General features: G+C 66.6%; 27 protein-coding genes. 21 read left to right on the top strand and 6 right to left on the bottom strand.

Features of this window, described 5'->3' with window-relative positions:
- The first annotated feature begins 186 nt into the window (after positions 1 to 186).
- From L593_RS15740 to L593_RS13385, 3 genes are all read left to right on the top strand, one after another.
- Positions 187 to 333 carry a rubrerythrin-like domain-containing protein gene (locus L593_RS15740; RefSeq protein WP_020447511.1) on the top strand — a complete coding sequence of 49 codons (147 nt, stop codon included), beginning with the start codon at positions 187 to 189 and terminating at the stop codon, positions 331 to 333.
- A 19-nt stretch (positions 334 to 352) separates the two neighbouring features.
- Entirely contained in the window at positions 353 to 1,660 is a 1,308-nt protein-coding gene (gene gdhB, locus L593_RS13390) for a glutamate dehydrogenase GdhB (RefSeq protein ID WP_020447510.1), read from the top strand.
- Positions 1,661 to 1,746: 86 nt separating this feature from the next.
- Positions 1,747 to 2,889: a pyridoxal phosphate-dependent aminotransferase gene (locus tag L593_RS13385; protein WP_020447509.1), complete on the top strand. Its 1,143-nt coding sequence runs from the start codon at positions 1,747 to 1,749 to the stop codon at positions 2,887 to 2,889.
- A gap of 61 nt (positions 2,890 to 2,950) precedes the next feature.
- Here the strand turns inward: L593_RS13385 and L593_RS13380 are convergent, their stop codons facing one another.
- On the bottom strand, positions 2,951 to 4,348 hold the full coding sequence (locus L593_RS13380) for a phosphoglucosamine mutase (protein WP_020447508.1): 1,398 nt from the start codon (positions 4,346 to 4,348) through the stop codon (positions 2,951 to 2,953).
- A gap of 189 nt (positions 4,349 to 4,537) precedes the next feature.
- Here L593_RS13380 and L593_RS13375 point away from each other — a divergent pair, with 189 nt between their 5' ends.
- Positions 4,538 to 5,086, top strand: a complete 549-nt coding sequence (locus tag L593_RS13375; RefSeq protein WP_020447507.1) for a hypothetical protein — start codon at positions 4,538 to 4,540, stop codon at positions 5,084 to 5,086.
- 102 nt (positions 5,087 to 5,188) lie between these two features.
- Here L593_RS13375 and L593_RS13370 read toward each other — a convergent pair whose 3' ends face one another.
- Positions 5,189 to 5,662, bottom strand: coding sequence for a DUF5793 family protein (locus L593_RS13370; RefSeq protein ID WP_020447506.1), 474 nt, complete (start codon positions 5,660 to 5,662; stop codon positions 5,189 to 5,191).
- A 314-nt stretch (positions 5,663 to 5,976) separates the two neighbouring features.
- Here L593_RS13370 and L593_RS13365 point away from each other — a divergent pair, with 314 nt between their 5' ends.
- From L593_RS13365 to L593_RS13355, 3 genes are all read left to right on the top strand, one after another.
- On the top strand, positions 5,977 to 6,540 hold the full coding sequence (locus L593_RS13365; RefSeq protein ID WP_020447505.1) for a hypothetical protein: 564 nt from the start codon (positions 5,977 to 5,979) through the stop codon (positions 6,538 to 6,540).
- A 120-nt stretch (positions 6,541 to 6,660) separates the two neighbouring features.
- On the top strand, positions 6,661 to 8,451 hold the full coding sequence (locus tag L593_RS13360) for an ATPase, T2SS/T4P/T4SS family (protein ID WP_020447504.1): 1,791 nt from the start codon (positions 6,661 to 6,663) through the stop codon (positions 8,449 to 8,451).
- Position 8,452: 1 nt separating this feature from the next.
- On the top strand, positions 8,453 to 10,708 hold the full coding sequence (locus tag L593_RS13355) for a type II secretion system F family protein (protein ID WP_020447503.1): 2,256 nt from the start codon (positions 8,453 to 8,455) through the stop codon (positions 10,706 to 10,708).
- 64 nt (positions 10,709 to 10,772) lie between these two features.
- Here the strand turns inward: L593_RS13355 and L593_RS13350 are convergent, their stop codons facing one another.
- Complete coding sequence (locus L593_RS13350) at positions 10,773 to 11,129, bottom strand: iron-sulfur cluster assembly accessory protein (protein ID WP_020447502.1); 357 nt, start codon at positions 11,127 to 11,129, stop codon at positions 10,773 to 10,775.
- 135 nt (positions 11,130 to 11,264) lie between these two features.
- On the opposite strand from L593_RS13350, the gene L593_RS13345 reads away from it, so the two are divergent.
- From L593_RS13345 to L593_RS16335, 5 genes are all read left to right on the top strand, one after another.
- Entirely contained in the window at positions 11,265 to 11,441 is a 177-nt protein-coding gene (locus L593_RS13345; protein WP_020447501.1) for a DUF5786 family protein, read from the top strand.
- A 203-nt stretch (positions 11,442 to 11,644) separates the two neighbouring features.
- On the top strand, positions 11,645 to 12,073 hold the full coding sequence (locus L593_RS13340; protein WP_020447500.1) for a DUF2391 family protein: 429 nt from the start codon (positions 11,645 to 11,647) through the stop codon (positions 12,071 to 12,073).
- A gap of 109 nt (positions 12,074 to 12,182) precedes the next feature.
- Entirely contained in the window at positions 12,183 to 12,812 is a 630-nt protein-coding gene (locus L593_RS13335) for a class I SAM-dependent methyltransferase (RefSeq protein ID WP_020447499.1), read from the top strand.
- Positions 12,813 to 13,105: 293 nt separating this feature from the next.
- Positions 13,106 to 13,798, top strand: a complete 693-nt coding sequence (locus L593_RS13330) for a hypothetical protein (RefSeq protein ID WP_020447497.1) — start codon at positions 13,106 to 13,108, stop codon at positions 13,796 to 13,798.
- 157 nt (positions 13,799 to 13,955) lie between these two features.
- On the top strand, positions 13,956 to 14,348 hold the full coding sequence (locus tag L593_RS16335; RefSeq protein ID WP_020447496.1) for an SHOCT domain-containing protein: 393 nt from the start codon (positions 13,956 to 13,958) through the stop codon (positions 14,346 to 14,348).
- A 55-nt stretch (positions 14,349 to 14,403) separates the two neighbouring features.
- Here L593_RS16335 and L593_RS13320 read toward each other — a convergent pair whose 3' ends face one another.
- Positions 14,404 to 14,727, bottom strand: a complete 324-nt coding sequence (locus L593_RS13320; protein WP_020447495.1) for a hypothetical protein — start codon at positions 14,725 to 14,727, stop codon at positions 14,404 to 14,406.
- Between the two features lie 270 nt (positions 14,728 to 14,997).
- Here L593_RS13320 and L593_RS13315 point away from each other — a divergent pair, with 270 nt between their 5' ends.
- Positions 14,998 to 15,360 carry a hypothetical protein gene (locus L593_RS13315; RefSeq protein ID WP_020447494.1) on the top strand — a complete coding sequence of 121 codons (363 nt, stop codon included), beginning with the start codon at positions 14,998 to 15,000 and terminating at the stop codon, positions 15,358 to 15,360.
- Positions 15,361 to 15,690: a hypothetical protein gene (locus L593_RS13310; RefSeq protein WP_020447493.1), complete on the top strand. Its 330-nt coding sequence runs from the start codon at positions 15,361 to 15,363 to the stop codon at positions 15,688 to 15,690. It abuts the gene before it with no gap.
- Between the two features lie 463 nt (positions 15,691 to 16,153).
- Here the strand turns inward: L593_RS13310 and L593_RS13305 are convergent, their stop codons facing one another.
- Positions 16,154 to 16,375, bottom strand: a complete 222-nt coding sequence (locus L593_RS13305) for a hypothetical protein (RefSeq protein WP_049894513.1) — start codon at positions 16,373 to 16,375, stop codon at positions 16,154 to 16,156.
- A gap of 90 nt (positions 16,376 to 16,465) precedes the next feature.
- Here L593_RS13305 and L593_RS13300 point away from each other — a divergent pair, with 90 nt between their 5' ends.
- From L593_RS13300 to L593_RS13285, 4 genes are all read left to right on the top strand, one after another.
- Positions 16,466 to 17,785, top strand: a complete 1,320-nt coding sequence (locus L593_RS13300; RefSeq protein WP_020447491.1) for a hypothetical protein — start codon at positions 16,466 to 16,468, stop codon at positions 17,783 to 17,785.
- Positions 17,782 to 18,945, top strand: coding sequence for a hypothetical protein (locus L593_RS13295; RefSeq protein ID WP_020447490.1), 1,164 nt, complete (start codon positions 17,782 to 17,784; stop codon positions 18,943 to 18,945). The genes L593_RS13300 and L593_RS13295 overlap by 4 nt, the downstream gene beginning before the upstream one ends.
- Before the next feature lie 47 nt (positions 18,946 to 18,992).
- Complete coding sequence (locus L593_RS13290) at positions 18,993 to 19,739, top strand: hypothetical protein (RefSeq protein WP_020447489.1); 747 nt, start codon at positions 18,993 to 18,995, stop codon at positions 19,737 to 19,739.
- A 324-nt stretch (positions 19,740 to 20,063) separates the two neighbouring features.
- Positions 20,064 to 20,531: a M66 family metalloprotease gene (locus L593_RS13285; RefSeq protein WP_020447488.1), complete on the top strand. Its 468-nt coding sequence runs from the start codon at positions 20,064 to 20,066 to the stop codon at positions 20,529 to 20,531.
- Positions 20,532 to 20,678: 147 nt separating this feature from the next.
- Here the strand turns inward: L593_RS13285 and L593_RS13280 are convergent, their stop codons facing one another.
- The gene (locus tag L593_RS13280; protein ID WP_020447487.1) at positions 20,679 to 21,194 is read right to left on the bottom strand and encodes a hypothetical protein; all 516 of its coding nucleotides are present in this window, start codon (positions 21,192 to 21,194) and stop codon (positions 20,679 to 20,681) included.
- A gap of 133 nt (positions 21,195 to 21,327) precedes the next feature.
- On the opposite strand from L593_RS13280, the gene pyrE reads away from it, so the two are divergent.
- The 3 genes from pyrE to L593_RS13265 all read left to right on the top strand — a co-directional run bounded on the left by pyrE (position 21,328) and on the right by L593_RS13265 (position 23,541).
- Positions 21,328 to 21,891, top strand: a complete 564-nt coding sequence (pyrE, locus tag L593_RS13275) for an orotate phosphoribosyltransferase (RefSeq protein ID WP_020447486.1) — start codon at positions 21,328 to 21,330, stop codon at positions 21,889 to 21,891.
- A 97-nt stretch (positions 21,892 to 21,988) separates the two neighbouring features.
- Positions 21,989 to 22,291 (top strand): DUF6432 family protein, encoded by a 303-nt coding sequence (locus tag L593_RS13270; RefSeq protein WP_020447485.1) that lies wholly within the window; start codon positions 21,989 to 21,991, stop codon positions 22,289 to 22,291.
- 122 nt (positions 22,292 to 22,413) lie between these two features.
- Positions 22,414 to 23,541, top strand: a complete 1,128-nt coding sequence (locus tag L593_RS13265; RefSeq protein WP_020447484.1) for an aminomethyltransferase family protein — start codon at positions 22,414 to 22,416, stop codon at positions 23,539 to 23,541.
- Positions 23,542 to 23,589 lie beyond the last annotated feature (48 nt).

Genomic DNA, 23,589 nt, shown 5'->3' with positions numbered 1-23,589 from the left:
GTCTGCTCGATTTGCGTCGACCGTCACGGGACGGTATCGGCACGGACTCGATGAGCCGCAGGAGCGGCCAGTCTCGTCAGCGCGCTCCGGAGCCAGATACGCGGGTGAATGTACAGTGCCCTATTATGTGTTAATATACCTTGAACACCTGGTACTTATTAATATCTATAACGGATGTGCAGTTGCATGATCCACGACGTCCCCGACGACGAGGCGGAAGAATCGACCTACGAGTGTCTGCAATGTGGCGCAATCGTCACGAGCGAGACACACCCCGGGGAGTGCGAGGAGTGCGGTGGGGACTTCCACAATCGCGCGATGTCGCTCGAATAATCGTTTCTGTATTCGATTCATGTCTTCTGATCAGTCCGCAGTTCCGGCAGACTCGACAGCCGACGACGCAGATACGGCTTCCGAATCAGCCCGCGCAACGGCACGCAAACAGCTCGAACGTGCAGCGGCGGAACTGGACCTCGACAGGAACGTCGTCGAGCGACTTCGCCATCCCGCGAAAGTCCACGAGGTGACGCTGCCCGTGGAGCGAGACGACGGCTCCGTCGACGTGTTCACTGGCTACCGCGCCCAGCACGACAGCGTTCGCGGCCCGTACAAGGGCGGACTCCGGTACAGTCCACACGTCACGAAAGAGGAGTGCGTCGGGCTCTCGATGTGGATGACCTGGAAGTGCGCGCTAATGGACCTCCCCTTTGGCGGTGCGAAGGGCGGGATTCAGGTGAACCCCAAGGCGCTCAGCGACGACGAGAAGGAGCGCCTCACCCGTCGCTTCGCACACGAACTGCGGACCGCCATCGGCCCGATGCAGGACATCCCGGCACCCGACATGGGCACCGACGCCCAGACGATGGCCTGGATCATGGACGCCTACAGCATGGAGAACGGCGAGACCGAACCGGGCGTCGTGACGGGCAAGCCGAAAGTCATCGGTGGGAGTCCCGGTCGCAGTGCGGCACCCGGTCGGAGCGTCGCGATCATCACGCGGGAGGCGCTCAGGTACTACGATACGCCGCTCGAGGGTGCTAGGATCGCCGTCCAGGGCTACGGCAGCGTCGGCGGCCACGCCGCCCGGTTGCTCGACGACTGGGGCGCCACGATCGTCGCGATCAGCGACGTCGAAGGAGCGATCCACGATCCCACCGGACTGTCAGTCGACGAGATTCCACTCCACGACGAACAGCCAGGAGCCGTCACGGCCCACGAGGGGTCGTCCGTCTCCCACCTGACGAACGACGACCTCCTGGAACTGGACGTCGACGTCCTGATCCCGGCAGCGATCGGTAACGTGCTGACCGAGACGAACGCGAACGCCGTCCAGGCCGACCTGATCGTCGAGGGCGCGAACGGGCCGACGACCAGCGCCGCGGACGCGATCTTCCGCGAGCGCGGACTCCCGGTGATCCCCGACATTCTCGCGAACGCCGGCGGCGTCACGGTCAGCTACTTCGAGTGGCTCCAGGACATCAACCGCCGGAGCTGGTCGCTCGAGCGCGTCAACGAGGAACTCGAGACGGAGATGGTGGGGACGTGGAATCGCGTCCGCGAGGAAGTCGCCGAGCGAGACGTGAGCTGGCGGACCGGTGCCTACGTCGTCGCTCTCTCGCGGGTGGCAGAGGCCCACAGTCACCGCGGGCTCTGGCCCTGATCGGCCACGGTCCGCGGGCGGCACCGGACGAGGCTCCCGCTTGCCGCATCGCAACGGGTAAGACGGAGCCGTTCGGACCGCTGAGTATGGACTATTCGGATCGCGTGCAGCGGGTCGAACCGAGCGCGACGGTCGCCGTCTCGAACCTCGCCTCCCAGCTCGAGGCCGACGGCGTCGACGTCGTGGACCTCAGCGTCGGCGAGCCGGACTTCCCGACGCCCGAGCCGATCGTCGATGCCGGAAAGACCGCCATGGACGAGGGCCACACCGGCTATACGCCCTCGAACGGCATCCCGGCGCTCCGCGAGGCGATCGCGGCGAAGCTCGCCGACGACGGCCTCGACTACGACCCCAGCGAGATCGTCGTAACGCCCGGCGGCAAGCAGTCCCTCTACGAGATTTTCCAGACGATCCTCGACGACGGGGAGGAGGTCGTCCTGCTTGACCCAGCGTGGGTCTCCTACGAGGCGATGGCGAAGCTCGCCGGCGCCGAGCCCACCCGCGTCGACCTCTCCCAGTACGACTTCCAGCTCGAACCCGGCCTCGACGACCTCGCCGAAGCAGTCTCCGACGAGACGGAGCTCCTGGTGATCAACTCCCCCTCGAATCCGACCGGCGCGGTCTTCTCCGACGCCGCCCTCGAGGGCGTCCGCGACCTCGCGGTCGAACACGATATTACGGTCGTCTCCGACGAGATCTACAAGGAGATCACCTACGGCACGGACGCCACTTCCCTCGGAACGCTCGACGGGATGGGCGACCGGACGATCACCGTCAACGGCTTCTCGAAGGCCTACTCCATGACCGGCTGGCGTCTCGGCTACTACGCCGCATCCGAGGAACTCGTCGAGCAGTCCGGGAAGCTCCACAGCCACTCCGTCACCTGCGCGACGAACTTCGTGCAGCACGCAGGCGTCACCGCGCTGGAGGAGGTCGAGGAGGAGATCGTCGAGATGACCGATGCGTTCGAGGAGCGCCGCGACTTCCTCGTCGAGGCCTTCGCCGAGCGCGGCGTCGAGGTGCCCGAACCCGAGGGCGCATTCTACATGATGCTGCCCGTCGACGAGGACGACCAGGCCTGGTGTGAGAACGCCCTCGAGGACGCCCACGTCGCCATGGTTCCCGGGAGCGCGTTCGGCACGCCCGGCTACGCACGAATCTCGTACGCGGCGAGCCTCGACCGGCTGGAGGAGGCCGTCGAGCGCCTGGACGACGCGGGCTATCTGTAGGGCGGAGCTCGGGACCACTCGACTCGAATCGGCGAAGTAACCCCGGTTTCCTGACGGCTGCTCACGCCGCTTCGACCGCCCCTTCCACGACCCCTCGGGCAGTGGTGACCACCTCGTCCACGGCGTCGGCTTCTGCGTAGATTCGCAGATACGGCTCGGTGCCGCTGGGCCGGACGAGAACCCAGCCTCCGCCAGCGAGTTCCACCCGGATACCGTATTCCGTGTCGACCGCCGTCGACTCGAACCGCTCGGGCAGCGCCGCCTCGACGCGGCGCATCGCCGCCGTTTTCGCAGCGTCGGGACACGGCACGTTCTCCTTGCGGTACGGTCGCTCGACGACGTCGGCAGTGAGGCGCTCGATGCCACCCGCTTCGGCGGCGAGGGCGGCGATCAAGGCCGCAGAGACGATTGCGTCGATCCAGCCACCGAACGCCGGATGGACGTGCTTCCACGGTTCGGCGGCGAAGACGACGGCCGTGTCGTCTCCGCCTGCGGCTCGTTCGCGGGCGATTCCCTCGTGGAGAAGCCCGAGGGCGATGCGCTCGGTTCGCCCGCCGGCAGCCGCGACGCGCTCGTCGATCCGACCGGAGGCGTTCGGCGTCGTGACGACGACTGGATCGCCGGCAGCGGAGTCTCGAACGTAGCGCTCGGCGATGACGGCGAGAACTGTATCCTCGTGGACGACGTCACCGTCGGGGTCGACGACCGCGAGGCGGTCGCCGTCACCGTCGTGTCCGATCCCGATCGCTATCTGCTCGTCTGCAGCGACGAGCCGCCGGAGGCCGGTGAGTGACTCCGGGGTCGGCTTGCTCTCACGGGCGGGGAAGGAGCCGTCGACGTTCGCGTTGAGGGCGACGGGGGTCGCGCCGAGCGCGCCGAGAATCTGGGGCGTCGCGAGTCCGGCGACGCCGTTGCCACAGTCGACCGCGACGCGCTGGCCAGCGAGCGCCTGGATCGCCTCCGGGAACCGCTCGGTGAGGTAGTCTACGACGGCACCGCGATACGCGTCGAGCACTGATCCGTCCCGGATCGATCCCCACTCGTCCCAGTTACCGGGGGCTGGATCGGCTGCGACGAGCTCTTCGACCCTCGATTCGGCCTCACCGTCGTACTCCACGCCGTCGTGAAAGAGCTTGATGCCGTTGTCCGTCGGTGGATTGTGGCTCGCGGTGATCATCACGCCGCGACGGCCGCGAGAAGCGAAGGCGAGCGTCGGCGTCGGGACCCGTCCGATCTGCTCGACCTCGGCACCGCCACTCGCGAGCCCGGCAGCGGCGGCCGCGGCGAGTCCCTCGCTCGTCTCGCGACCGTCGATCCCCAGTGCGAACGACGGCGAGCTCCCCGAATCGTCCGTCGTCACTGCGTGGCGGGCCGCGGCCCTGCCGACAGCCAGCGCGAGTTCCGGATCGACCGCCTCTCGCACGTCACCACGGATCCCCGCGGTGCCGAACAGCGTCATGACCGACCGTTCCGCTCCCGGCCACTTAGCTTGGCGCCATCAGCGAACGGACGGCGATCGCCCGGGAACCGATCTCGAATCGGTACACGCGCAGACTCGATCTTCGACGAGCGTTGAGATTTCGGCAAGACGCGTCATCGCCCCCAGCCTTATCCGTGATGCCCCTGCAAGCAGGTGTAACACGCCTTCATGGACGAGAAGCCGCCGCAACAAATCACCCACCGCCCTGGCACGTGTGAACTCTTGCTCGCCCCCGGTCGCACCGCCGGGACCGCTGCACTCGGGGATCGACTCACCGATCCCGACACCTCCACGGCAGTCTTGTACGTCACCACCGGCAACGCCGACGACGCGGTCGATAGGCTTCGAACGCGGAGCGTCCCAGCGGAGGCGATCGGCGTCGTGGACGCTTCAGGCGCGGACCGGACGCCCGACGGCGTCGCAGAGTCAGCTGTCGTCGGTGGACCGGGCTCGTTGTCGGCACTGGGCATCGCGGTCTCCGACGTGCTCGAGCGACTCTCTCACCGGTTCGATCGCGTCGTCATCGGATTCGACTCGACGACTGACGTACTCGACGCAGCGCCGCTCCCGGCGACGTTCCGTTTCTTCCACGTGCTCTGTGGCAGGGTCCGTACTGGCGAAGCCGTCCTGCTGGCGACGATCGACAGCACGGCGCACGACGAGGAGACCCGCCGCACGATCGCAGAACTGTTCGACCTGGCGACAACTATCGAGTGAGCTACCGACGGTCGTCACACACCGGACAGCGCCCACCGAGCGACTTGCAACGGGCCGCGCGCACGAAAGAGCTCGCACCGAACGGCACGTACCGGTCCGCCCTTACAGTTCGACGCCAGACGGAATCAGGCTGTGATTGCGGAGGAGGTTTCCGGCGTCGTTGTAGACCAGGAACGTTCGCTTCTCGTACTCGAGGAAGGGCTCACCGTCGATGAGCACCCGCACGTCGTACCCACCGTCCTCGTCGGCGTCCAGTTCGCCGTAGCGACGCGCAGCCCGGATAAACGCGAGCACGTCGTCGGCGTCCTCGTTCAGTTCGAGGACGAAGTCGCCCGTGATGCGGTTGGTGACGCTGACGACGCCTGCCGCATCTTCGGCGTCGAGGTCGTCCTGTAGACGGAAGGCCACATCGGTCTGTTCGGCGTCGAGCAGTCCCTCGTCCCCGTCGGCGAAGCGCTCCTCGAGTGCAGCAGCGGGTCCCTCGAAGTCGATGGTGACGCACGGCTTCGCGGGATCACCGTCGTCCTCGATCCAATCGACGTCCTCGACTTCCAGGCTGAAGTAGTCGCGTCGCATTCCCTACCTGTGATAGTGGACGACGTGGCTTGAACGTAACGCCCGGAGGGAGTTTTGACGTCACCACGTCCCAACGCGACCGGTGGGAGGCGGCGAGCCTAGTGCGTGCAGTTCCGGATCGAGTGGCGTCGGGGTGATTCGACGACCGTCGATCTAGAGCGTGGGCGGTCCATCTCGGTATCGGTATGGACGGTCGCTTCACTCCGGGATCCGTGAGGCCGGTCGCTTCACTCCGGGATCGGTATGGACGGTCGCTTCACTGCGACATTCGCGAACCCGGTAGCTTCTTACCGGGCGCGGTGTCCACTCCGGGCATGGTCTGGGTCAAGTCGGAGTACGCCGGCGAACTCGCGGTCGTCTCCGCGTGGCTCTCCGTACTCCTCCCCTGGTACACGTCCTACGTGCCGGAGATCGACGGGCTCCCTGGGTCCGTGCTCTTTCTGCGATTCCCGCTCGCGCAGATCCGGTTCACCTTCGGCGTGCCCTTCGCCGAGGCGATCGACGTCCGGACGCCGATGGGCATCGTCGTCCAGCGGGCGGATACGCTGGAATCGGGGGCCATCGAGATCGCCTACTGGGTCTGGTACGTCGGTGCCGCGCTCGTCGTCCTCGCGGTCGTGCTAAGCGTCGTGATGTACGTCGAGTACGAACAGGTGCTCGACGCCCTTCCAGTCCATCCGGTCCGGGTGATGGGCGCCCTGCTAACCGGGGCAGGCCTGGTGCTCGCACTCTCGACAGGGCTGTTCTACCGTCATCGCGTCTTCGAGGAGTATCCGGTGCCGATCGGACTCGTGGTCATGCTCCTGCTCGGCGGGAGTTTACTCCGCGTCGAACTCCTCGAGGACGAGCAGGCGACTGACGCGAGCGAACCGACCTGACTCGCTCCCGTCCATCGGTGAAGTCGGGCAATCGACGACGGTCGCGACGCCCACCGGCCACCCCACTTAAGGTCAGTGCCTGACATACTTCGGCAGACGACGGACTTCCGTCACCTTCCAATGGCCGGGACACCCGATCACCCCGAGTCCGCACCGGACGAGGCGCGCGCCGAGCAGCGCGACGCCGCCAGCGATCGCGGCGCGCAACGCGGCGCCGCTGCGGATCACGGCGGCTCCGATACCACGGTCACGACAGCAGAAGAGCCTCCCCAGTCGAACGACACCAGTTCGCTCACTGGCGAGTTCGAGGCGAGTTTCGCGTACGTCCGCCGGCAACTCCTCCGGGCCGGCCAGCTCCTCCAGGGGTCGACCATCCCGACCGACGAGTACAGCCCGAGCGAGCACGGACCGCTGGTCAGCTTCGACGGGCTCGACGGCTACGAGGAGGTCGACCGATACTGGGTGAACGCGCCGTTCGCGTTCGTCTCGATCAACTACGACGACGCTGCCAACGAGTATCGCTACGAGATCGTGGAGCCCGAACTCACCGACGACGAGTTCGCACTGCTCGAAACGGCGATCGAGGACGTCCGCGACCCGCTGATCTACCGGACAGACATCGACGTCGACGACGCCGAGACCGTCCTCCGCGACGAACTCCGCGAACAGCTCGAGCAGTACGGCGCCGACCTCTCCGTCGGCTCCTTCCACAAGCTGCTGTACTACGTCTACCGGGCATTCCGTGGCTACGGAAAGATCGACCCGATCCTCCACGACCCCCACATCGAGGACATCTCCTGTGACGGCTACGACCTCCCGATCTTCGTCTACCACGACGACTACACCGACGTCGAGTCGAGCGTGAGCTTCGCAAAGGAAGAACTCGACAACTTCGTCGTGCGGCTCGCACAGCAGTCCGGGCGCCACATCTCCATCGGCGATCCGATGGTCCAGACGACGCTACCCGACGGGTCCCGCGTCGAGATGGCGCTCGGCGAGGAGGTCACGCCCCGCGGGTCCGCGTTCACGATCCGGAAGTACGCCGAGGACCCCTTCACCCCGATCGACCTGCTGAACTACGGCACGTTCAACGTCGAGCAGATGGCCTACCTCTGGCTCGCGATCGAGCACAACAAGTCGCTGATCTTCGCGGGGGGGACGGCGTCGGGGAAGACGACCTCGATGAACGCGATCTCGATGTTCATCCCGCCGCGATCGAAGGTGCTGACCATCGAGGACACCCGCGAACTGACCCTCTACCACGACAACTGGCTCTCGAACGTCACTCGCGAGCGCCTCCACGAGGGCACCGACATCGAGATGTACGACCTCCTGCGCTCCGCGCTCCGTCACCGACCGGAGTACATCATCGTCGGCGAGGTTCGCGGCGACGAGGCGATCACCCTCTTCCAGGCGATGAACACCGGGCACACGACCTACTCGACGATGCACGCCGACAGCGTGCAGACGGTGATCAATCGCCTCGAGAACGAGCCGATCAACGTCCCGCGATCGATGGTCCAGTCGCTGGACGTCCTCTGCGTCCAGACCCTGACCCGATTCGAGGACGAACGGGTCCGCCGAAACAAGACCGTCGCCGAGATCGAGGGGATCGACCAGCGCACCGGCGAACTCGACTACTCGACGGCGTACCGCTGGGACGCCGACGACGACAGCTTCTCCGGCAGCGGCTCGGCGGTCATGGGCGAGATTCGCGAGGAGCGGGGGTGGACCCAGAGCGAGTACCTCAGCGAGCGACGGGATCGCCAGCAGTTCCTCGAGTACCTCCGCGACAACGACGTCACCGACTACCGCCAGTTCACGGCGCTGGTCAACGAGTACTACGCCGACAAAGACGCCGTGATGGAGCGAGTGTCAGGGACCGGCGACCACCCGGTTCCCGACGCGTAGTATGATCGGCACCGCGACGGTACCGGCGTCGGTCGTCTCGCTCGTCGGGGTGCGTCCGTTCATCCCGCTGATCGCACTTCGACCGTTCATCCCGCTGGCGATAGCCGGGCTCCTCGCCCTCCCGATCTTGCTCGCGATCGGGATCGATCGGGTCGATCGCGTGCTCCGGCGGATCTCCGTCGTGGCCTTCGGCAGCTACGTCGATCGGAGCGAGCGCAAGAAGGCGTCGCGCCAGCACCGGCTCCGCGCGGCACAGTTCCCGACCACCTATCGCGCCTACGCCTCCACGACGATCCTCTACTCGATGGTCGGCGCGCTGGTCGGCGGCATCCTCGGCCTCTACGTCGTCTGGGGCGCCCTCAAGATTCTCGCGATCGACCAGGAACGGATGCGAGCGCTCTTGCCGACGGCGCTGGCACCGCTGTCGAACTTCGCGGGCCTGGGGACGTTGACCCCGATGGAGTTGCTAACCGTGATGCTCGCGAGCGGGCTCACGTTCGGGCTCCTGGCCGGCCTCCTGACGTACGTCTTCCGCTGGTGGTGGCCCGGACACGTCGCGGCGACCCGGATGCGCTCGATCGAGGCGACGATGCCCCAGGCGATCGCGTTCATGTACGCACTCTCACGGTCCGGGATGTCGTTCACGAAGGTTCTCTCGATTATGGCTGCCCACCGGCGAATCTACGGGGCGACAGCCGCGGAAGTCGACGTCGCCGTCCGGCAGATGGACCTCTTCGGCAGGGACATGATCACCGCGATCCAGCGGATGGGCCGGCGCACGCCGAGCGAGCAGTTCCAGGAGTTCGCCGAGAACCTGGCCTCCGTCCTCCAGAGCGGCCGGAACCTCGCCGGCTTCCTCGACGATCAGTACGACGACTTCCAGGAGGAGGCCGAGGCCCAGCAGGAACAGCTACTCAACCTCATCTCCACGCTGGCGGAAGCCTACGTAACCGTCCTCGTCGCCGGTCCACTGTTTCTCATCACGATCCTGGTGATCATCGGAATCGCCGGCGCGAACACGCTCACGCCGCTCCAGGTGTTCGTCTACTTCCTCATCCCGATCGGCAACCTCGGCTTCATCCTCTATCTCGACACCGTCACCGCGCGCTTCGGTCGCGGCGAGCGGATCGAGTCGCTGCCGGCCGTGGCGACCGGGCTCCACGACATCAGGCGGGCGACCGGTGATGGATCGAGCACTCGGGGACCGACCGCTGGTGAACTGGGGGCTGGTGGAGCCGGCACCGGTACGTCCACCGCCGCTGGTGGTCGAGACGCGAGAACGGACGGTGGCTACGCCGGCGACGCGGACCGCCAGCGCGCGAACCTCGAACGCCTCGCCGTCCATCGCCGGATCGAATGGCTCCGCGATCGGATCGGCGCGCCCGGGCGGACCGTCGTCCAGCGACCGATCACGCTGCTCTACGTCACGGTCCCTATCGCCGTCTTCGGGACCCTGTTCCGCCTGGCGACCGCCGGGCAGTTGACGGTCGACGTGGTGGACGACATGTTCATCCAGGCGACGCTGTTCGTCGTCGCGACGTTCGCGATGGTGTTCGAGATCCACCGCCGCCGGATCGAGACGATCGAGGCCGCCGTGCCGGACTTCCTCGATCGGCTCGCGAGCGTCAACGAAGCCGGACTCTCGATGATCGACTCGATCGGGCGGGTTCGGGCGAGCGACCTCGGCGCGCTCGGCCCGGAGGTCGATCGCATCTGGGCGGACATCCAGTGGGGCTCGGACATCGAACGAGCGCTCAAACGGTTCGAACGACGGGTCCGTACGCGGACGATCTCCCGGGTCGTCGCGTTGATCACGAACGCGATGAACGCCAGCGGCGACGTCTCCCGCGTCCTGCGCATCGCCGCAGCACAGGCGAAAGCCGACCGCCGACTCAAGCGCCAGCGCAAACAGGAGATGCTCGCCTACGTCGTGGTCGTCTACGTCTCCTTCGGAGTGTTCCTCGTCATCATCGCCGCCCTCGACGCGGTTCTCATTCCGAACCTCCCCGAACAGGCGATCACGCCCGGCGGCGGGAATCCGAATCAGCCATCGGTGACGCCGGGAATGGGACAGCTCGAGGGACTGGGAACGATCGACGCCGAAGCCTACACGCTGTTGTTCTTCCACACTGCGCTCTTGCAAGCGCTGCTGTCGGGGATCGTCGCCGGCCAGATGAGTTCGGGGGACATCCGCGACGGCGCCAAGCACGCTGCCATCCTGATGTCCGTGGCCTACATGGCGTTCCTCGTGATCTGACGGTGTCGGACGACGGTGGGGACGCTTCGCCCGTCGGAGCGACCGACGTCGAGAAGGAACTGCGCTACGTCCGGAAGCTCTCGCCGCAGCCACACTCGCTGACGACGTTTGGGTTCTCGACGTGGAACCCCTCGGCCTGCAGTCCCGACTCGAAGTCGAGGACGCTTCCTTCGAGGTAATCCAGCGACGCGGGATCGACGAAGACGCGGAGGCCGTCGTGATCGGTGACATGATCGTCCTCGTCCGGTTCGTCCTCGAAGCGCATGCCGTAGGAGAGTCCGGCGCACCCGCCTTGCTGGACGAACAGTCGCAGGCCCGACTCGTCGGGATCCATCTCCTCGGAGTTCAGCAAGGAGAGCGCCTGCTCGACCGCGTCGTCCGTGACGTCGACGCGCCCCCCGGTTGCGGCGTCCGTGCTCATGCCCCCACATTGCGGGGGAGGGTGGTTAACCTTGACGCAGGCGGTACGGGTTCCTCACCCGAACGCCGCCACGCTCGGACCGCCTGACCGCGCAGAAACCGGACCACCTTTCCGACGGGCGTCGAATATCTAGATATGGGTTTTGGAAGCTACGACGAGTCCGAGCAATCCGACCGTGATCACGATACCGACGACGATCAGGCCGTCTCGGTGCACGAGCACGACCACGACGGCGAGGTCTCCTTCGAGAACGACTCACCGACGAGTGACCTCGTCGATCGCCTCTCGGAGATGGGCGACGACGAGGAGTAAGCCGAACCTGGTCCGACGAACCTGGGCACAATCGGGGGTGCGATCGCACTGCTACGGTTAGATCGCACCTCCGGTTCGATCTGGCAGCACGCCCACCGTATCCATTCTGCCGCGGTTCGTTCCACTGCCCGCCGGCGCCGATCGACCACCGGAACGGTCTGCCGTCCGTGGCGTTCATGAGGCCGCCAGCCGCAGAGGGGAGCATGGCGCGGTTTCGACCCCGGCGACGGTTCCGGATCGCGGACTCCGCCCAGCAAGTCGTGGGCGGGTTCCTCCTCGCTGGGCCCTTCGTCGTGACCGAAGAGGTCTGGACCCTCGCGACGAACATGAACGCGATCCAGGCGCTCGTCACCGTCGCGATCGTCTTCTCGATCGGCTACGCCGCCCTCTACAAGGCTGCAGGCCGTGACTCCGAGGACGACGTCGACGTCGCCGGCGTGCCGGTCCGGTTCGTCTCGTTGATGATCGTTTCTTACGGTTCCGTCGCCGTGCTCGCCCTCACGTTCGGGGCGCCGGAGACGTTCCTCGCGGAGCACGGCGACGTCGAGCGGGCCTACATTACGGTGAAAGCGATCGGCGTCGGTGCGATCTTCAGCGTCGTCGGTGCCGCGACCGCCGACTCCGTCTTCTGAGCACGCTGGGACCGATCGGAGCGATTCTCGACGGATACACCTCCACTCTTGGGGGCAGGACCGTTCCGGGAGCCCAACCTTGGTGTCCCCGTGAGACCTACGTCGACCCATGTCGACGGTAGCGCCGTTCGAGGAACACACCGACCGGTACGACGGGTGGTTCGAGGACCACGAGCACGCCTACCGATCCGAACTCGCGGCCCTCGATCGCCTCGTTCCCGCGACGGGCCACGGAGTCGAGATCGGCGTCGGGACCGGCCGCTTCGCCGCACCACTCGGGATCCAGGTCGGCCTCGACCCGTCCCGGAAGATGCTCGAGCGGGCACGGGAGCGCGGGATCGACGTCGTCCAGGGCGTCGCCGAGGCGCTTCCGTTCGCGAACGGTACGTTCGATACGGCGCTGCTCGTCACGACGATCTGTTTCGTCGACGACGTCGCACAGACCTTCTCGGAAGCCGCACGGATCCTGGACCCCGACGGCGCGCTCGTGATCGGGTTCATCGACGCGAACAGTCCCGTGGGCCGGATCTATCGGGAGAAGCAGGAGCAGAATCCGTTCTACCGAGACGCGACGTTCGTCACGACAGCGGAACTCGTCGAGGCGCTCCGGACGGCCGGGTTCGGCGACCTGACGTTCGTCCAGACGATCTACGAGTGGCCCGGAGAGATCGACGAACCCGAACCCGTCGAGTCGGGCTACGGCGAGGGCTCCTTCGTCGGGATCGAAGCGACGCTGTAACACTCGGAACGGTGGGCCCGCTCGTGACGACGTCCTCGAAGCCGACAGACGCGAGCGACCTGCCGATGGGGTTCAAACGCAATGGGCGAGCGCTGCGCTGCCGGCGAACCTGCCGACGGGTGCCGAGAAGTAACGACTAACACGAACCCAGTCGATGTTCCGAACGAGTTCGCCCGGCCGGTTTCGGTGCCGGAGCGAGCGGCCGAAGCGGCCGCGGGCGAGGACGGGGATGGACAGGAGCGCTGCGTGGGCGGCGCGAACGAACAGTCGAGCACCCAGGTACCAGATCGTCGATGACTCAGCCACTCGTCGCCACGTACGCGGTCCTTCTCGTCTGCCTGTTGGCCACGATCGCCGTCGCCGCCGGTATCGGGAACGTACCGGCGCTCGTCAACGCACTCGTCGCCACCGGTGCCGCAGTGCTCCCCACCTTCGGTCCGGTGGTGGGCGGCGCAGCGACAGTCCCAGTCCTCGATGCGGCACCGCTGCTCTCCGTCTGGCTCGCTACGGCGGGGCTGGTCCACACCGTCGGCATGTTCGGCCCGTACGACTGGGTCTGGTGGTGGGACCACGTCACCCACACGCTCTCTGCGACGCTGCTGGCTGCACTGGTCTACGCCACGTTCCTCGCCGCAGACAGGCACGTCGCCGGCATCGGCTTCGACGCGCCGACGCTGGCCGCCGGGACGATCCTCGTCACGCTCGCTCTCGGCGTCGTCTGGGAGTTCCTCGAACTCTGGACGCGCGAACTGGGCAAGGCGCGGGGCGTCGATCCGATCCTCGAGTACTACGGACTCGACGACACCGTCTACGACCTCGCGTTCGACGTGCTCGGCGCGGTGATCGTCGTCGGCCTCGACGTCCGGATCTTCCTCGTGGTCGTGGAGGCCGATCCCGAACTCGCGGCGAGCGTCCTCGGCGCATCGATCGTCGTCGGCTTCCTCGCTGTCGTCACGATCGCCGCGTGGCTGGAGCGGCGGCGCTGACGCAACCGTGGAGGGCATACCTCAGCCGCGGATCGCCCGACTTGATGGACATGCGACGAGGAGATTCGCGTGCACCTCGAATTGCAAAGTCTATCGGAGCCGATCGTTCGCATTTCGAGCCGCAATGGGGGTAAACGAGGCTGCCGTACTACGTCGTATGAGCGACCACAACGGCAGATCCCGTCTGACCGTCGCCAGACTCGTGGGTATCGCCCTGATCGGCGTCCTCGTCGTAACGGCGATGAGTGCCCCTGCAGCAGCCCACAGCGGGGACGATGGCGACCATCACCACGACGGCCTGATGGGCACCCACGACGGGATGGGCGGGTGGATGGACGGTGGGACCGGATTCCTGTGGATGCTGCTCGGCACGCTCGTGCTGGTCGGCATCCCAGTCGCGTTCCTGTATCTGCTGGCCAACGGTGGCAGCGGTCGTAGCGACTCGACGGATGGCGATGCGCTCGCGGTCCTCCGTCGACGCTACGCACAGGGTGAGATCGACGAGGAGGAGTTCGAGGCCCGACGAAGCAGGTTGCGAGACGACGCCTGATCGACAGGGGCGGAGAACGGAACCGGTTTTCGAAATCGGCGGGTTCGACGAGGACTCAGTCGACCTGCCGCCAGTCGGAACTCGCAGCGAGTGACCGAAATGCGGAGTCGAGTTCCGATCGGATCGCGCCGTAGAATCGCGCTCGGCCGACCGGCGTCCGAACGCGGAGGAGGACGGTCTCGTTCGTCACCGCGAAGACCGATAGCGCCCAGCGATCGCTCCGGTGCCGCCAGCGCTCGAGGAGGGTCGCCTCTTCGTCCTCGATGGAGCGGGTGCCGAGTTCGTAGCTCGTTCGGGTCAGGTGCGGCAGCGAGAACGGCACGACGGCTGGAAGCGAGACGGTCCCACGGACCTCCGCCCGACTGTCACGAACTGCCATGCCTCGAAGACCGTGATCGTTCAGCAAAAATGTATCCATTCACCCGACGGCGGGACGATTGTAGTGACCGCAACGTGGGAAAAACGGCCCCGAAGCCGATGAGTGATGTACTACTGGACGGTCGAGGCGCAGATGATGAGTGGAATATCGCCCGGAACACTACCGGGCGAGAATCTACTAGTAGGCAAGATGAACGTGATTTCGACCGCGACTTGATGGGAATTCCAGTATACCAGCACATTCATTACGCCAGTACACCAAGTACATAGCATGCCCGTTCGCATCGAGGAGTTCGAAGCCGGCGAACTTCCGCAGGGCCCGAGCGTCCCGGTACAGGTGATCACGTTCCTGTACACGAACCGGGATCAGGCGTTCACGCGGTCCGAGATCGCTACTGGAATCGACGAGGATCCGAACACCGTCGGTACCGCTCTCTCCCGACTGAAGCAGCGCGAACTCGTCCGTCACAAAGGTGAGTACTGGGCCGTCATCGATGACCTGGAGCGGGTGAGCCAAGCGTACGATCTCCACGCTATCTCGCAGCGACTCGACGACGAGGACGGCGGTATCGACCCGGAGAAGTGGAATGCTACTGCGCCGGACGAGCCACACCCCAGCGAACGGGACGAATAGATGCAACCGGAACGAGGAGACGTGGTTCGAAGTGCAGATCCGTTCAAGCTAGGGAACGATCGACAGCGGCCCTGGCTGATCGTGAACAACGATTCGCATCCCTTCGGTGGCGAGCAGTTCCTCGCCGTTGCGATTTCGACCAAGGAGTACGAAGACTCGCTCGCCCTGACGGACGAGCAATGGACCACCGGCGGCGTCCCACGGGAGTCGTTCGTTTCGCCATGGGCAGTCCACTCACCCCGATCCGAGGATCTGATCGCGTGGCAAGGTCGAGTGACCGAGGGATTCGTCGATGAAGTCGTCGAGTCGATCGAAAACTACCTTCGCTGACACGAAATATACACCCGGATCACTACCAGGGGAGAATCTAATAGTAGCTCAGTGGAGGTTTCGAACGCAAACATTCGGCAACCGAGTGGTCCGAAGGATCCGGTAGATCTTCGATTCACTCGCGCGAACGAACGTGAGCGCGAGGCCGACGAGCGACCAACGGGAGCGAATAGTGCTTATGGTCGAGATTTTGCAAGCGAGCGTAGCGAGCGCTGCAAACGGTCGAAATGTACGCCCGGAACACTAACGATCGGCGTCATCCCAGGCGGCGTGCCGCGGTCGGCCGACTAACCCTCGTGCCGGGCGGGGACGATACTCGTGCCCCAACGGTGTCGCGTACCGGGGTTCTCCGCCGATCATCGCGGCCTGGTGGCGTCTCGGGCGGGGACTACGGTACGCAGAGACGGATAGGCGGAGCAGACGCTAAGGCGTTGTGACTGGCGACGGCTCCCCCGTCGGCCCGTTACGCTCCGGAATCGTCGACGTCGACGACGCCGATCGACGCCAGTACGGCGAGCGCGAATGCCGCGACCGCGAGACTGAATCCGGCGAGAAGCAACGGCGCACCGAGGAGGAGCGCGGTGTCACGGGCGACCACCAGTCGTGACATGCCGCTCACGACGAATCCCGCGGCGGCGACCACGAGCGATCCGATGCCGAGTTGGACGAAGCGGCGACGCTGCACGAGTCGAGCGAGGACGCGACCCCACATAAGCGGGTTGCACGGGCTCCGAGACCGAAGTCGTATTGAGCGCCGATCGGCTAGGCGACGCCGATGACCCTCCCCGATCGGGACGCGGTCTCCCGACGCGAGTTCCTCCAGGCCGCCGTCGCCGTCGGTGGCGCGGTCGGTCTCTCCGCCTGTCTCGAAGCGAGCGGTGGCGGCGACGAGCAGGTCGACGCGCCCACGGGTGGCGATCTCGACTCGCTCCCCGCGAGACAGCACGCCTGGAACGACGTGCTCGACCGCGACGTCGACGGGAACGTCGATCCACCGGACCACCACGTCCTCGCGGAACTCTCGCTAACGAGCGACGCCGAGCGCTCGGCGGACGGCCAGCCGACCGAGGCTGCCCGCGAGGCCGTCGAATCGACGTTTCGGGAACTCGAACGCGCGATCGCCTGGCAGACCGACGGGCTGCTGTTCACCGCTGGCTACACGCCGGCGTACTTCGATCGCTACGAGGAACCCCTGCCTGAGTCCGTCGATCTTCCAGAACCACAGGCGCTCACCTCCCTGGAGATTCCGGAGACGATGGACTTCGACACGCACGACCTGACCGTGCACCTCGCGAGCGACGACCCGGCGGTCGTCCTCGCCGCCGAGGAGGCGCTCCTCGGGAACCGCGAGACGCTGAACGGCCTCGAGATGGCCACCTCCGTGGACGGCGTGCTGGAGGAGGTCGACCGCACGACCGGCTTCGTCGGACCGGGGCTCGTGGCCGAGAAGCAGGCCGAAGGCGAAATCGGTGGCCTGCCCGAACACGACATTCACGAGGAGGCGCCGTTCTGGATGGGCTACCGCTCGGGCTTCCAGGAGAGCCAGGCGACGGAAGACTTCGTGACCATCGATGACGGCCCGTTCGCCGACGGTACCACCCAGCACCTCGAATCCGACCGCCTCCAGCTCGGGGCGTGGTTCGACCAGGACAGCCACCACGAGCGAGTGAGCAAACTGTTCAGTCACGTCCACGCCGAGGAGGAGCGCGTCGGCGAGTTCGGCGAGAAACTCGGGACCTCGACGAACGTCCTGGAGGTCGTCGACGACACGGCCGAAGACGCCCGGGATCCCGGCGTCGTGGGACACGCCCAGAAGGCCGCGAGGGCGAGAGTGGACGGCGAACCGCCGCTGCTCCGCCGCGATTTCAATACGACCGACGGCGACTACCCGGGCGTGCACTTCCTCGCGCTCCAGGACGGCATCTCGACGTTCGTCCGCGTCCGCGAGGCGATGGCTGGTGAAGACCTCGCCCAGAACGGTGCCGTGGGGAGTCGACAGAACAACGGGATCCTCCAGTACCTCAGCGTCCAGCGTCGGGGGAACTACCTCCTCCCGCCACGAGCACTGCGTGCGCTGCCCACACCGAATCCATGACGCCGGACGGCGCTCGCCGGGACTCGAGGGACGATCCATCCCGACGACGCTACCTCGAGAGCGTCGCCGCCCTCGGCGGCGCGAGCCTCGCCGGCTGCGTCGATCCGGGGCTCGGATCGAGCGGCGACGGCGAGAACGACGGCCAGCCCCAGTTCCAGCAGGTCGAGAATCCGCCGGACGTCGTCTACGTTCCTGGCCACCGCGAGGGTGTGGAGATGCTCGGCACGACGACCGACGGCCCGTACCGCTTTCGCGCGATGGTCTCCTATGCGCATCCGTTCTGGATCGTCACCGGGAGCGCCGTCGAACCCGTCGAGGTATCGGACGCTGTGGACGTCCACCTGATGGTCGCCATCGAGGACGCCGAAACCGGCACCGTGCTCCCCGTCGATAGCGGCCTCACGACGACCGTCCACGACGCCGACGGCCGACTCGTCGACAGCCGATCGCCCTGGCGGATGCTCTCGCAGACGATGGGCGTCCACTTCGGCGACAACGTCCCCCTCGACGATGACGGCACGTACGACGTGGCCGTCGAGGTGCCGCCGATGGAGGCTCGCACGACCGGCGCCTTCGACGGACGGTTCGATTCCGCAGCCGCTACCTCGTTCTCGTTCACCTACGACCAGGCCCTCCGGGATCGGCTGATCGATCGGATCCGCTACGTGGACGACGAGCAACGCGGCGTGCCAGGCGCGATCGATCCGATGGACGGCGCGAGCGGACTCCCTCCGGCCAGCGCACTCCCCGGAACGCTGCAGGGTACGGGCGAGAGCGACGGCGGATCCGGCTCCGGCGAGCCGTCGCTGCCGCGGAGCCACGACGCCGACGCCGCGGTGACGGTAGTCGACGGCTTCGCGGGCGACGACGCCTCCTACCTCCTCGTATCGCCCCGGACGCCGTACAACCGGTTTGCGCTGTCCGGGGCTGCCCTGTCGGCGACGATTCGGCGGGACGGGGCAGTCGTGGCCGAGACCGATCTCCTCGCCACGGTCGACCATCGGGCCGGATTCCACTACGGAGCCACGATCCCGGAACTCTCACCCGGGGACGACTGCACGATCACGTTCGACGCACCGCCGAGTATGGCACGGCACGCTGGCTACGAGACTGCCTTCCTGTCGATGGACCCCGTCGAGGTCGCGCTGGAGGGGTGGTGACCGTGCGCGGATCTCGGGTACCCCGAGTCGAAATCCGACGACGCGTCGTGATCGCCGCAGCCGTGATCGTGGTACTGCTCGCGGGCCTCGCGCTCGTCGGCCCAGCCCTCGCTGGCGACGCCGTCGCACAGTTCGACTTCGGAGAGGAGGAACGCACCGCATCGCCCGGCGAGACCGTCACCGTCGACGTCGTCCTCCGAAGCGACGGCGGATACGCCGGCGAGGGGATCGAATCCTACTCGTTCGTCGTCGCCGTGCCGCCCGAGGTCGGCGAACCGACGAGCGTCGAAGCGGGCCCGTGGCTCGCCAGGGACGGCGGCAGCGTCGAGCAGACCGTCACCGACGCCGGTGAGGGTGCGATCCGCGTTCGGCACGAGCAAGCCGACGCGGAGGACGGCGTCACCGGCGCCGGCGTCGCGGCGACGGTCACGATCGAACTCCGCGAGGACGCGCCAGCGAGCGACGCGACGGTGCTGATCGCGGATCCCGACGCGCAACTCCATGGGAGCGACTTCCCGATGCGGAGCTTAGGCGACGAGGCGACGATCGTCGTGGACGGCGGCGGGGAACAGCTCGAGCCGGCGTACCAGCCTGGCGATCGATCGGGTGACGGCGTCGACGTGACGACGGCGAACGAGACGAATCGAACGCCTGAGTCCGGGGACGACGCCGGGGCCGAGACCGATGGTGGCGGGGCGAACAGCGGGGACGATTCGCTGCCCGGATTCGGCCTCGGAGCGTCGATTCTCGCGCTGGGCGTGCTCGCTGCCGTCGCGGGAGCGGTTCGACGGTAGCGATTTCCGGCGTTTCGTGTCCGGTCGGTAGCCGATCTCTCGACAGACGTAGGAGTCCCTTTGTCACGGACGTGACCGCCTTCGGGCGTCGAACTACCGTCCGGCTGCCAGTCGGGAACTAACAAACGACGTACCGGCCCTCCAATCGACATCGCCAGCGTTGCCGGGGGTTCGACGACGCGACGCGGGTTCCTCGAGGTCCTCGAGAGCGCGAGCGGACTCGCCGCCGTCGGTTCTGGGCAAAAGCCAGACCGTGACGTCGTTCTGGAGATCGGGATCACGCCATCTGCAGCGGCGATCGAGCGCGGCGGGGCGGAGCCGATCATGCTCGCCTGCGAGTCGGTGCAACGAGCGATCGTCGACTGCCTTCCAGCGGACGTGACGTGTCGGATCGGGCCACACGGGATCGCGGAGCTACCCGGCGAGCAAGGGCAGTCGATCCGCTCGACCATCGAGTGGTGGCGGTCCCATCGACCTCGGGAGTACGTCGACGCCGAGGTCCTCGTCTGTTCGAGTGCCGTGACGTGGGAATACGGTGGCATGGTGGAGGAACTCGGTGGAAGAGTCGGCGTGGCGTCCTACGGCGACTGGATGGAGGACCCCCGGTACCGACGGATCCTCCTCCACGAGGTCGGACACTGCCTCGGGATGCGTCACGAGCACGGCCGGCGGTGGTCGACCGACGGCGAGTCGGTGGCGACGGCGATGGCCCCGGTGTACCCGGCGCGATCCCCACTCGATTACAGCGACGAGGCTGCGGCCGAATTGCGACGGTACGCAGGAGTGGAGTGACGGGGCGGAGCGACGAAGTGGAGTTATCGAGTGGAGTAGCGGAGCGCAGTGACCGAGCGGAGTGGTGGTGTGGCGGAGTAGCGGAGCGAAGTGACGGAGACGAGTGGCGGAGCGCAGTGACCGAGCGGAGACGGGGATTCGGACTCCCTACGCTTCGGCGGGCCGGTCGGCAAAGAGCGGTCGCGGCTGGAGACGCGTCGCGACGATCGCTCCGAGGACGAGTCCGTAGGAGAGGTGCGCGATCCCGAGCACGACGCTGATTCGTGCCATCACCGTGGCACTCGGCGTCAGTCCGAGGGGGAAGGATCCCCCGGATAGGAGGGAGATCGGGATGACGACGCCCCAGGTGACGATCGCGAGCAGGCCGCCGTAGGCGACGCCGAGCAACGCCGTGTCGACTGGCTCGCGAAAGGCCGATGCGACGGGCGTCGTCGCAAGCAGGAGGACGAAGCCGACCGCGAACCCCATCGATAGCAGCAGGTGGAGGATCCACCCGGCGATCGCGCCGGAGGGGCCGACGATCGCGCCGATGGTCGAGAGGACGTCCGATCCCGCGTACATGATCGCTCCCATCACGATCCCTGCCACCAGCCCCGCGAGGACCGTCGTTCGGAGTGCATCGGCCTTCGGTGTCGCCGTCGTCGGTGTCGCTGTGGCTCCCATGGCGAACGTCTGCGCTAGGGGCGCTGCATTGCTAAACGTTACCGAATTACATAGCTGACCCGTACGTATCTGGGAAGGAGTGCGTCGCTGGCGTTCCACGTCGTTTATGCCACGGCACTGCGGAGTCGTGAGCATGACCGACCGGACGCTCATCGATGCGCTACGGGACGCCGACGCGGTCCAGTTCGGCGAATTTGAGCTCTCACACGGCGGGACGAGCGACTACTACGTGGACAAGTACCGCTTCGAGACGGCACCGGAGTGTCTCGAACTGATCGCCGAGGCGTTCGCCGACCGACTCGACGAAGACGACGGCGGCGCAGCGTCGGCAGCCGACGGGCCCAAACTCGCCGGCGTCGCGCTGGGCGCGGTTCCGCTCGTCGCGGTGACGAGCGTCGAGACCGGACGGCCGTACGTCATCGTCCGGAAACAGCGCAAGGAGTACGGCACCGCGAACCTCGTCGAAGGCGAACTCGCCGATGGCGAGGAGGTCGTCGTGCTCGAGGACATCGCGACGACTGGCCAGAGCGCCGCCGACGCCGTCGAGGCGCTCCGAGATGCGGGGGCCACGGTCGACCGCGTGCTCGTCGTGGTCGATCGCCAGGAGGGCGCTGCCGAGTTGCTCGCCGACCACGACGTCGAACTCGAATCGCTCGTGACCGCCGAGGACCTGCTGGCAGACGCCGAGCATTCCTGAGTACCCGGCGAGCAACTCGCCGCCACGGTGCGGCTTCGTTTTGCCGCTGTCCACCGCGCCCAAACAGTCAATTCCCTCCCCGCCGAACGTTCGAGTGATGCCCGTCGCGCAGGGGTACCGTGACAGAGGCGACGTCGAGCTCGCCGTCCTCGAAGCGCTGGTCGACAGACACGAAGAGGGGATGACGGTGTTCGAACTCCGGACGCACGTCGCCACAGACATCGACTCGATCGAAGACGCACTCGCCTCGCTCAAGGAAGACGACCTGATCGTCGTCGAGAACGGGCCGGAAGCCCCCGGCAGCGCGACGATCAAGCCCGCGGACCGCGTGGTGCCAAGCGGCGAGGAAGTCGACGACGAGTCCTTCGTCGAGTGGCTCCGCGACCGTCTGCCATTTTAGCCGCTTCGCGACCAACGTCCATTCGTTAGAAGGCACCGTCGTCGATCCACGGAGCGACTGGATTGCGGAGGGGACTCGACGGATCGCGGGTGTTTTGGGGCCCGCCGTCGGACGATAGCGCGATGACGGTGCTCCGGTCGGTGCACGAAGCCCACGGCGCGACGTTCACCGAGCGCGGCGGCCGCTCGGTCGTGCTGGACTACGGCCGACCCGAGCGGACGGTCACGGCGGTGCGGAACGTGGCCGGGGTGACCGAGGCTGCGTACGGCATCGTTTCTGTCACTGGCGACGATCGGGTCGACTACGTCGACAACGCGGTGACCAATGCAGTGCCGACGGCGGAAGGCGACGGTTCGTACGCGCTCTTGCTCGATCCCGATGGGAAGATCCGGACGGACATGTACGTCTACCACGCGGGCGAACGACTGCTCGTCTTCGTTCCGCCCGGTGAGGCCGAGTCCCTCGCCGCGGAGTGGACGGACAAGACGTTCATCGAGGACGTGAACTTCGAGGTCGCAACCGCGGAGTTCGGCGTGTTCGGCGTCCACGGTCCGAAGGCGACGGAGAAGGTCGCGAGCGTGTTCACGAACGGCACGCCCCCGGACGAGCGGCTGACGTTCGACCGCGGACAGTTCGACGACGTCGGCGTGACGGTGCTCCGGACCGACGCCCCGACCGGCGAGGAAGGCTACGAGGTCGTCTGCGCAGCCGACTCGGCCGAGAAGGTCTTCGACGTGCTCGTGAACCAGGGCCTGAACGCGGCGCCGTTCGGCTGGAAGACCTGGGACACGCTGACGCTGGAGGCCGGAACGCCGCTCTTTGCCAGCGAACTCGACGGACGGCTCCCGAACGTCGTCGGCGTCCGGAACGCGCTCGACTTCGAGAAAGGCTGCTACGTCGGCCAGGAGGTCGTCTCCCGGATCGAGAACCGCGGGCGGCCTCCCGAGCGACTCGTGGGGATCCAATTCGACGCGGAGGCAGTGCCGGAGGCCGGCGCCGCCGTGATGGACGGCGATGCGGCGGTCGGCGAACTCACGCGAGTCATGGAATCACCGACGCTCGACGCGACGATCGCGATGGCGGTCGTAGCCGCCGACCTCGATGGCGGTTTCGAACCCGACGCCGAATCGACCGAGGAAAACAGAGCGTTGTCGGTTCGGGTCGCCGGGGAGGCAGTGGCGGCCACAATCGTGACGCTCCCGTTCGTCGACGGAAGTGACCGATCAGCGCGCGTCCCCCGATACGTCTGACCTGACTCCCGACGAACGCCCGCTTCCCGTCCGCTCGACCCAAAATGT

The organism is Salinarchaeum sp. Harcht-Bsk1 (genome assembly GCF_000403645.1).
Lineage (GTDB): Archaea > Halobacteriota > Halobacteria > Halobacteriales > Salinarchaeaceae > Salinarchaeum.
Note: the sequence above shows the minus strand (reverse complement) of the source record. Positions and strands in the feature narration are given on the sequence as shown.

Bases quoted from the DNA above. Each gene is read 5' to 3' on its own strand.
- L593_RS15740 (WP_020447511.1), top strand. From the start codon at position 187: ATGATCCACGACGTCCCCGACGACGAGGCGGAAGAATCGACCTACGAG.
- gdhB (WP_020447510.1), top strand. From the start codon at position 353: ATGTCTTCTGATCAGTCCGCAGTTCCGGCAGACTCGACAGCCGACGAC.
- L593_RS13385 (WP_020447509.1), top strand. From the start codon at position 1,747: ATGGACTATTCGGATCGCGTGCAGCGGGTCGAACCGAGCGCGACGGTC.
- L593_RS13380 (WP_020447508.1), bottom strand. From the start codon at position 4,348: ATGACGCTGTTCGGCACCGCGGGGATCCGTGGTGACGTGCGAGAGGCG.
- L593_RS13375 (WP_020447507.1), top strand. From the start codon at position 4,538: ATGGACGAGAAGCCGCCGCAACAAATCACCCACCGCCCTGGCACGTGT.
- L593_RS13370 (WP_020447506.1), bottom strand. From the start codon at position 5,662: ATGCGACGCGACTACTTCAGCCTGGAAGTCGAGGACGTCGATTGGATC.
- L593_RS13365 (WP_020447505.1), top strand. From the start codon at position 5,977: ATGGTCTGGGTCAAGTCGGAGTACGCCGGCGAACTCGCGGTCGTCTCC.
- L593_RS13360 (WP_020447504.1), top strand. From the start codon at position 6,661: ATGGCCGGGACACCCGATCACCCCGAGTCCGCACCGGACGAGGCGCGC.
- L593_RS13355 (WP_020447503.1), top strand. From the start codon at position 8,453: ATGATCGGCACCGCGACGGTACCGGCGTCGGTCGTCTCGCTCGTCGGG.
- L593_RS13350 (WP_020447502.1), bottom strand. From the start codon at position 11,129: ATGAGCACGGACGCCGCAACCGGGGGGCGCGTCGACGTCACGGACGAC.
- L593_RS13345 (WP_020447501.1), top strand. From the start codon at position 11,265: ATGGGTTTTGGAAGCTACGACGAGTCCGAGCAATCCGACCGTGATCAC.
- L593_RS13340 (WP_020447500.1), top strand. From the start codon at position 11,645: ATGGCGCGGTTTCGACCCCGGCGACGGTTCCGGATCGCGGACTCCGCC.
- L593_RS13335 (WP_020447499.1), top strand. From the start codon at position 12,183: ATGTCGACGGTAGCGCCGTTCGAGGAACACACCGACCGGTACGACGGG.
- L593_RS13330 (WP_020447497.1), top strand. From the start codon at position 13,106: ATGACTCAGCCACTCGTCGCCACGTACGCGGTCCTTCTCGTCTGCCTG.
- L593_RS16335 (WP_020447496.1), top strand. From the start codon at position 13,956: ATGAGCGACCACAACGGCAGATCCCGTCTGACCGTCGCCAGACTCGTG.
- L593_RS13320 (WP_020447495.1), bottom strand. From the start codon at position 14,727: ATGGCAGTTCGTGACAGTCGGGCGGAGGTCCGTGGGACCGTCTCGCTT.
- L593_RS13315 (WP_020447494.1), top strand. From the start codon at position 14,998: ATGCCCGTTCGCATCGAGGAGTTCGAAGCCGGCGAACTTCCGCAGGGC.
- L593_RS13310 (WP_020447493.1), top strand. From the start codon at position 15,361: ATGCAACCGGAACGAGGAGACGTGGTTCGAAGTGCAGATCCGTTCAAG.
- L593_RS13300 (WP_020447491.1), top strand. From the start codon at position 16,466: ATGACCCTCCCCGATCGGGACGCGGTCTCCCGACGCGAGTTCCTCCAG.
- L593_RS13295 (WP_020447490.1), top strand. From the start codon at position 17,782: ATGACGCCGGACGGCGCTCGCCGGGACTCGAGGGACGATCCATCCCGA.
- L593_RS13285 (WP_020447488.1), top strand. From the start codon at position 20,064: ATGCTCGCCTGCGAGTCGGTGCAACGAGCGATCGTCGACTGCCTTCCA.
- L593_RS13280 (WP_020447487.1), bottom strand. From the start codon at position 21,194: ATGGGAGCCACAGCGACACCGACGACGGCGACACCGAAGGCCGATGCA.
- pyrE (WP_020447486.1), top strand. From the start codon at position 21,328: ATGACCGACCGGACGCTCATCGATGCGCTACGGGACGCCGACGCGGTC.
- L593_RS13270 (WP_020447485.1), top strand. From the start codon at position 21,989: ATGCCCGTCGCGCAGGGGTACCGTGACAGAGGCGACGTCGAGCTCGCC.
- L593_RS13265 (WP_020447484.1), top strand. From the start codon at position 22,414: ATGACGGTGCTCCGGTCGGTGCACGAAGCCCACGGCGCGACGTTCACC.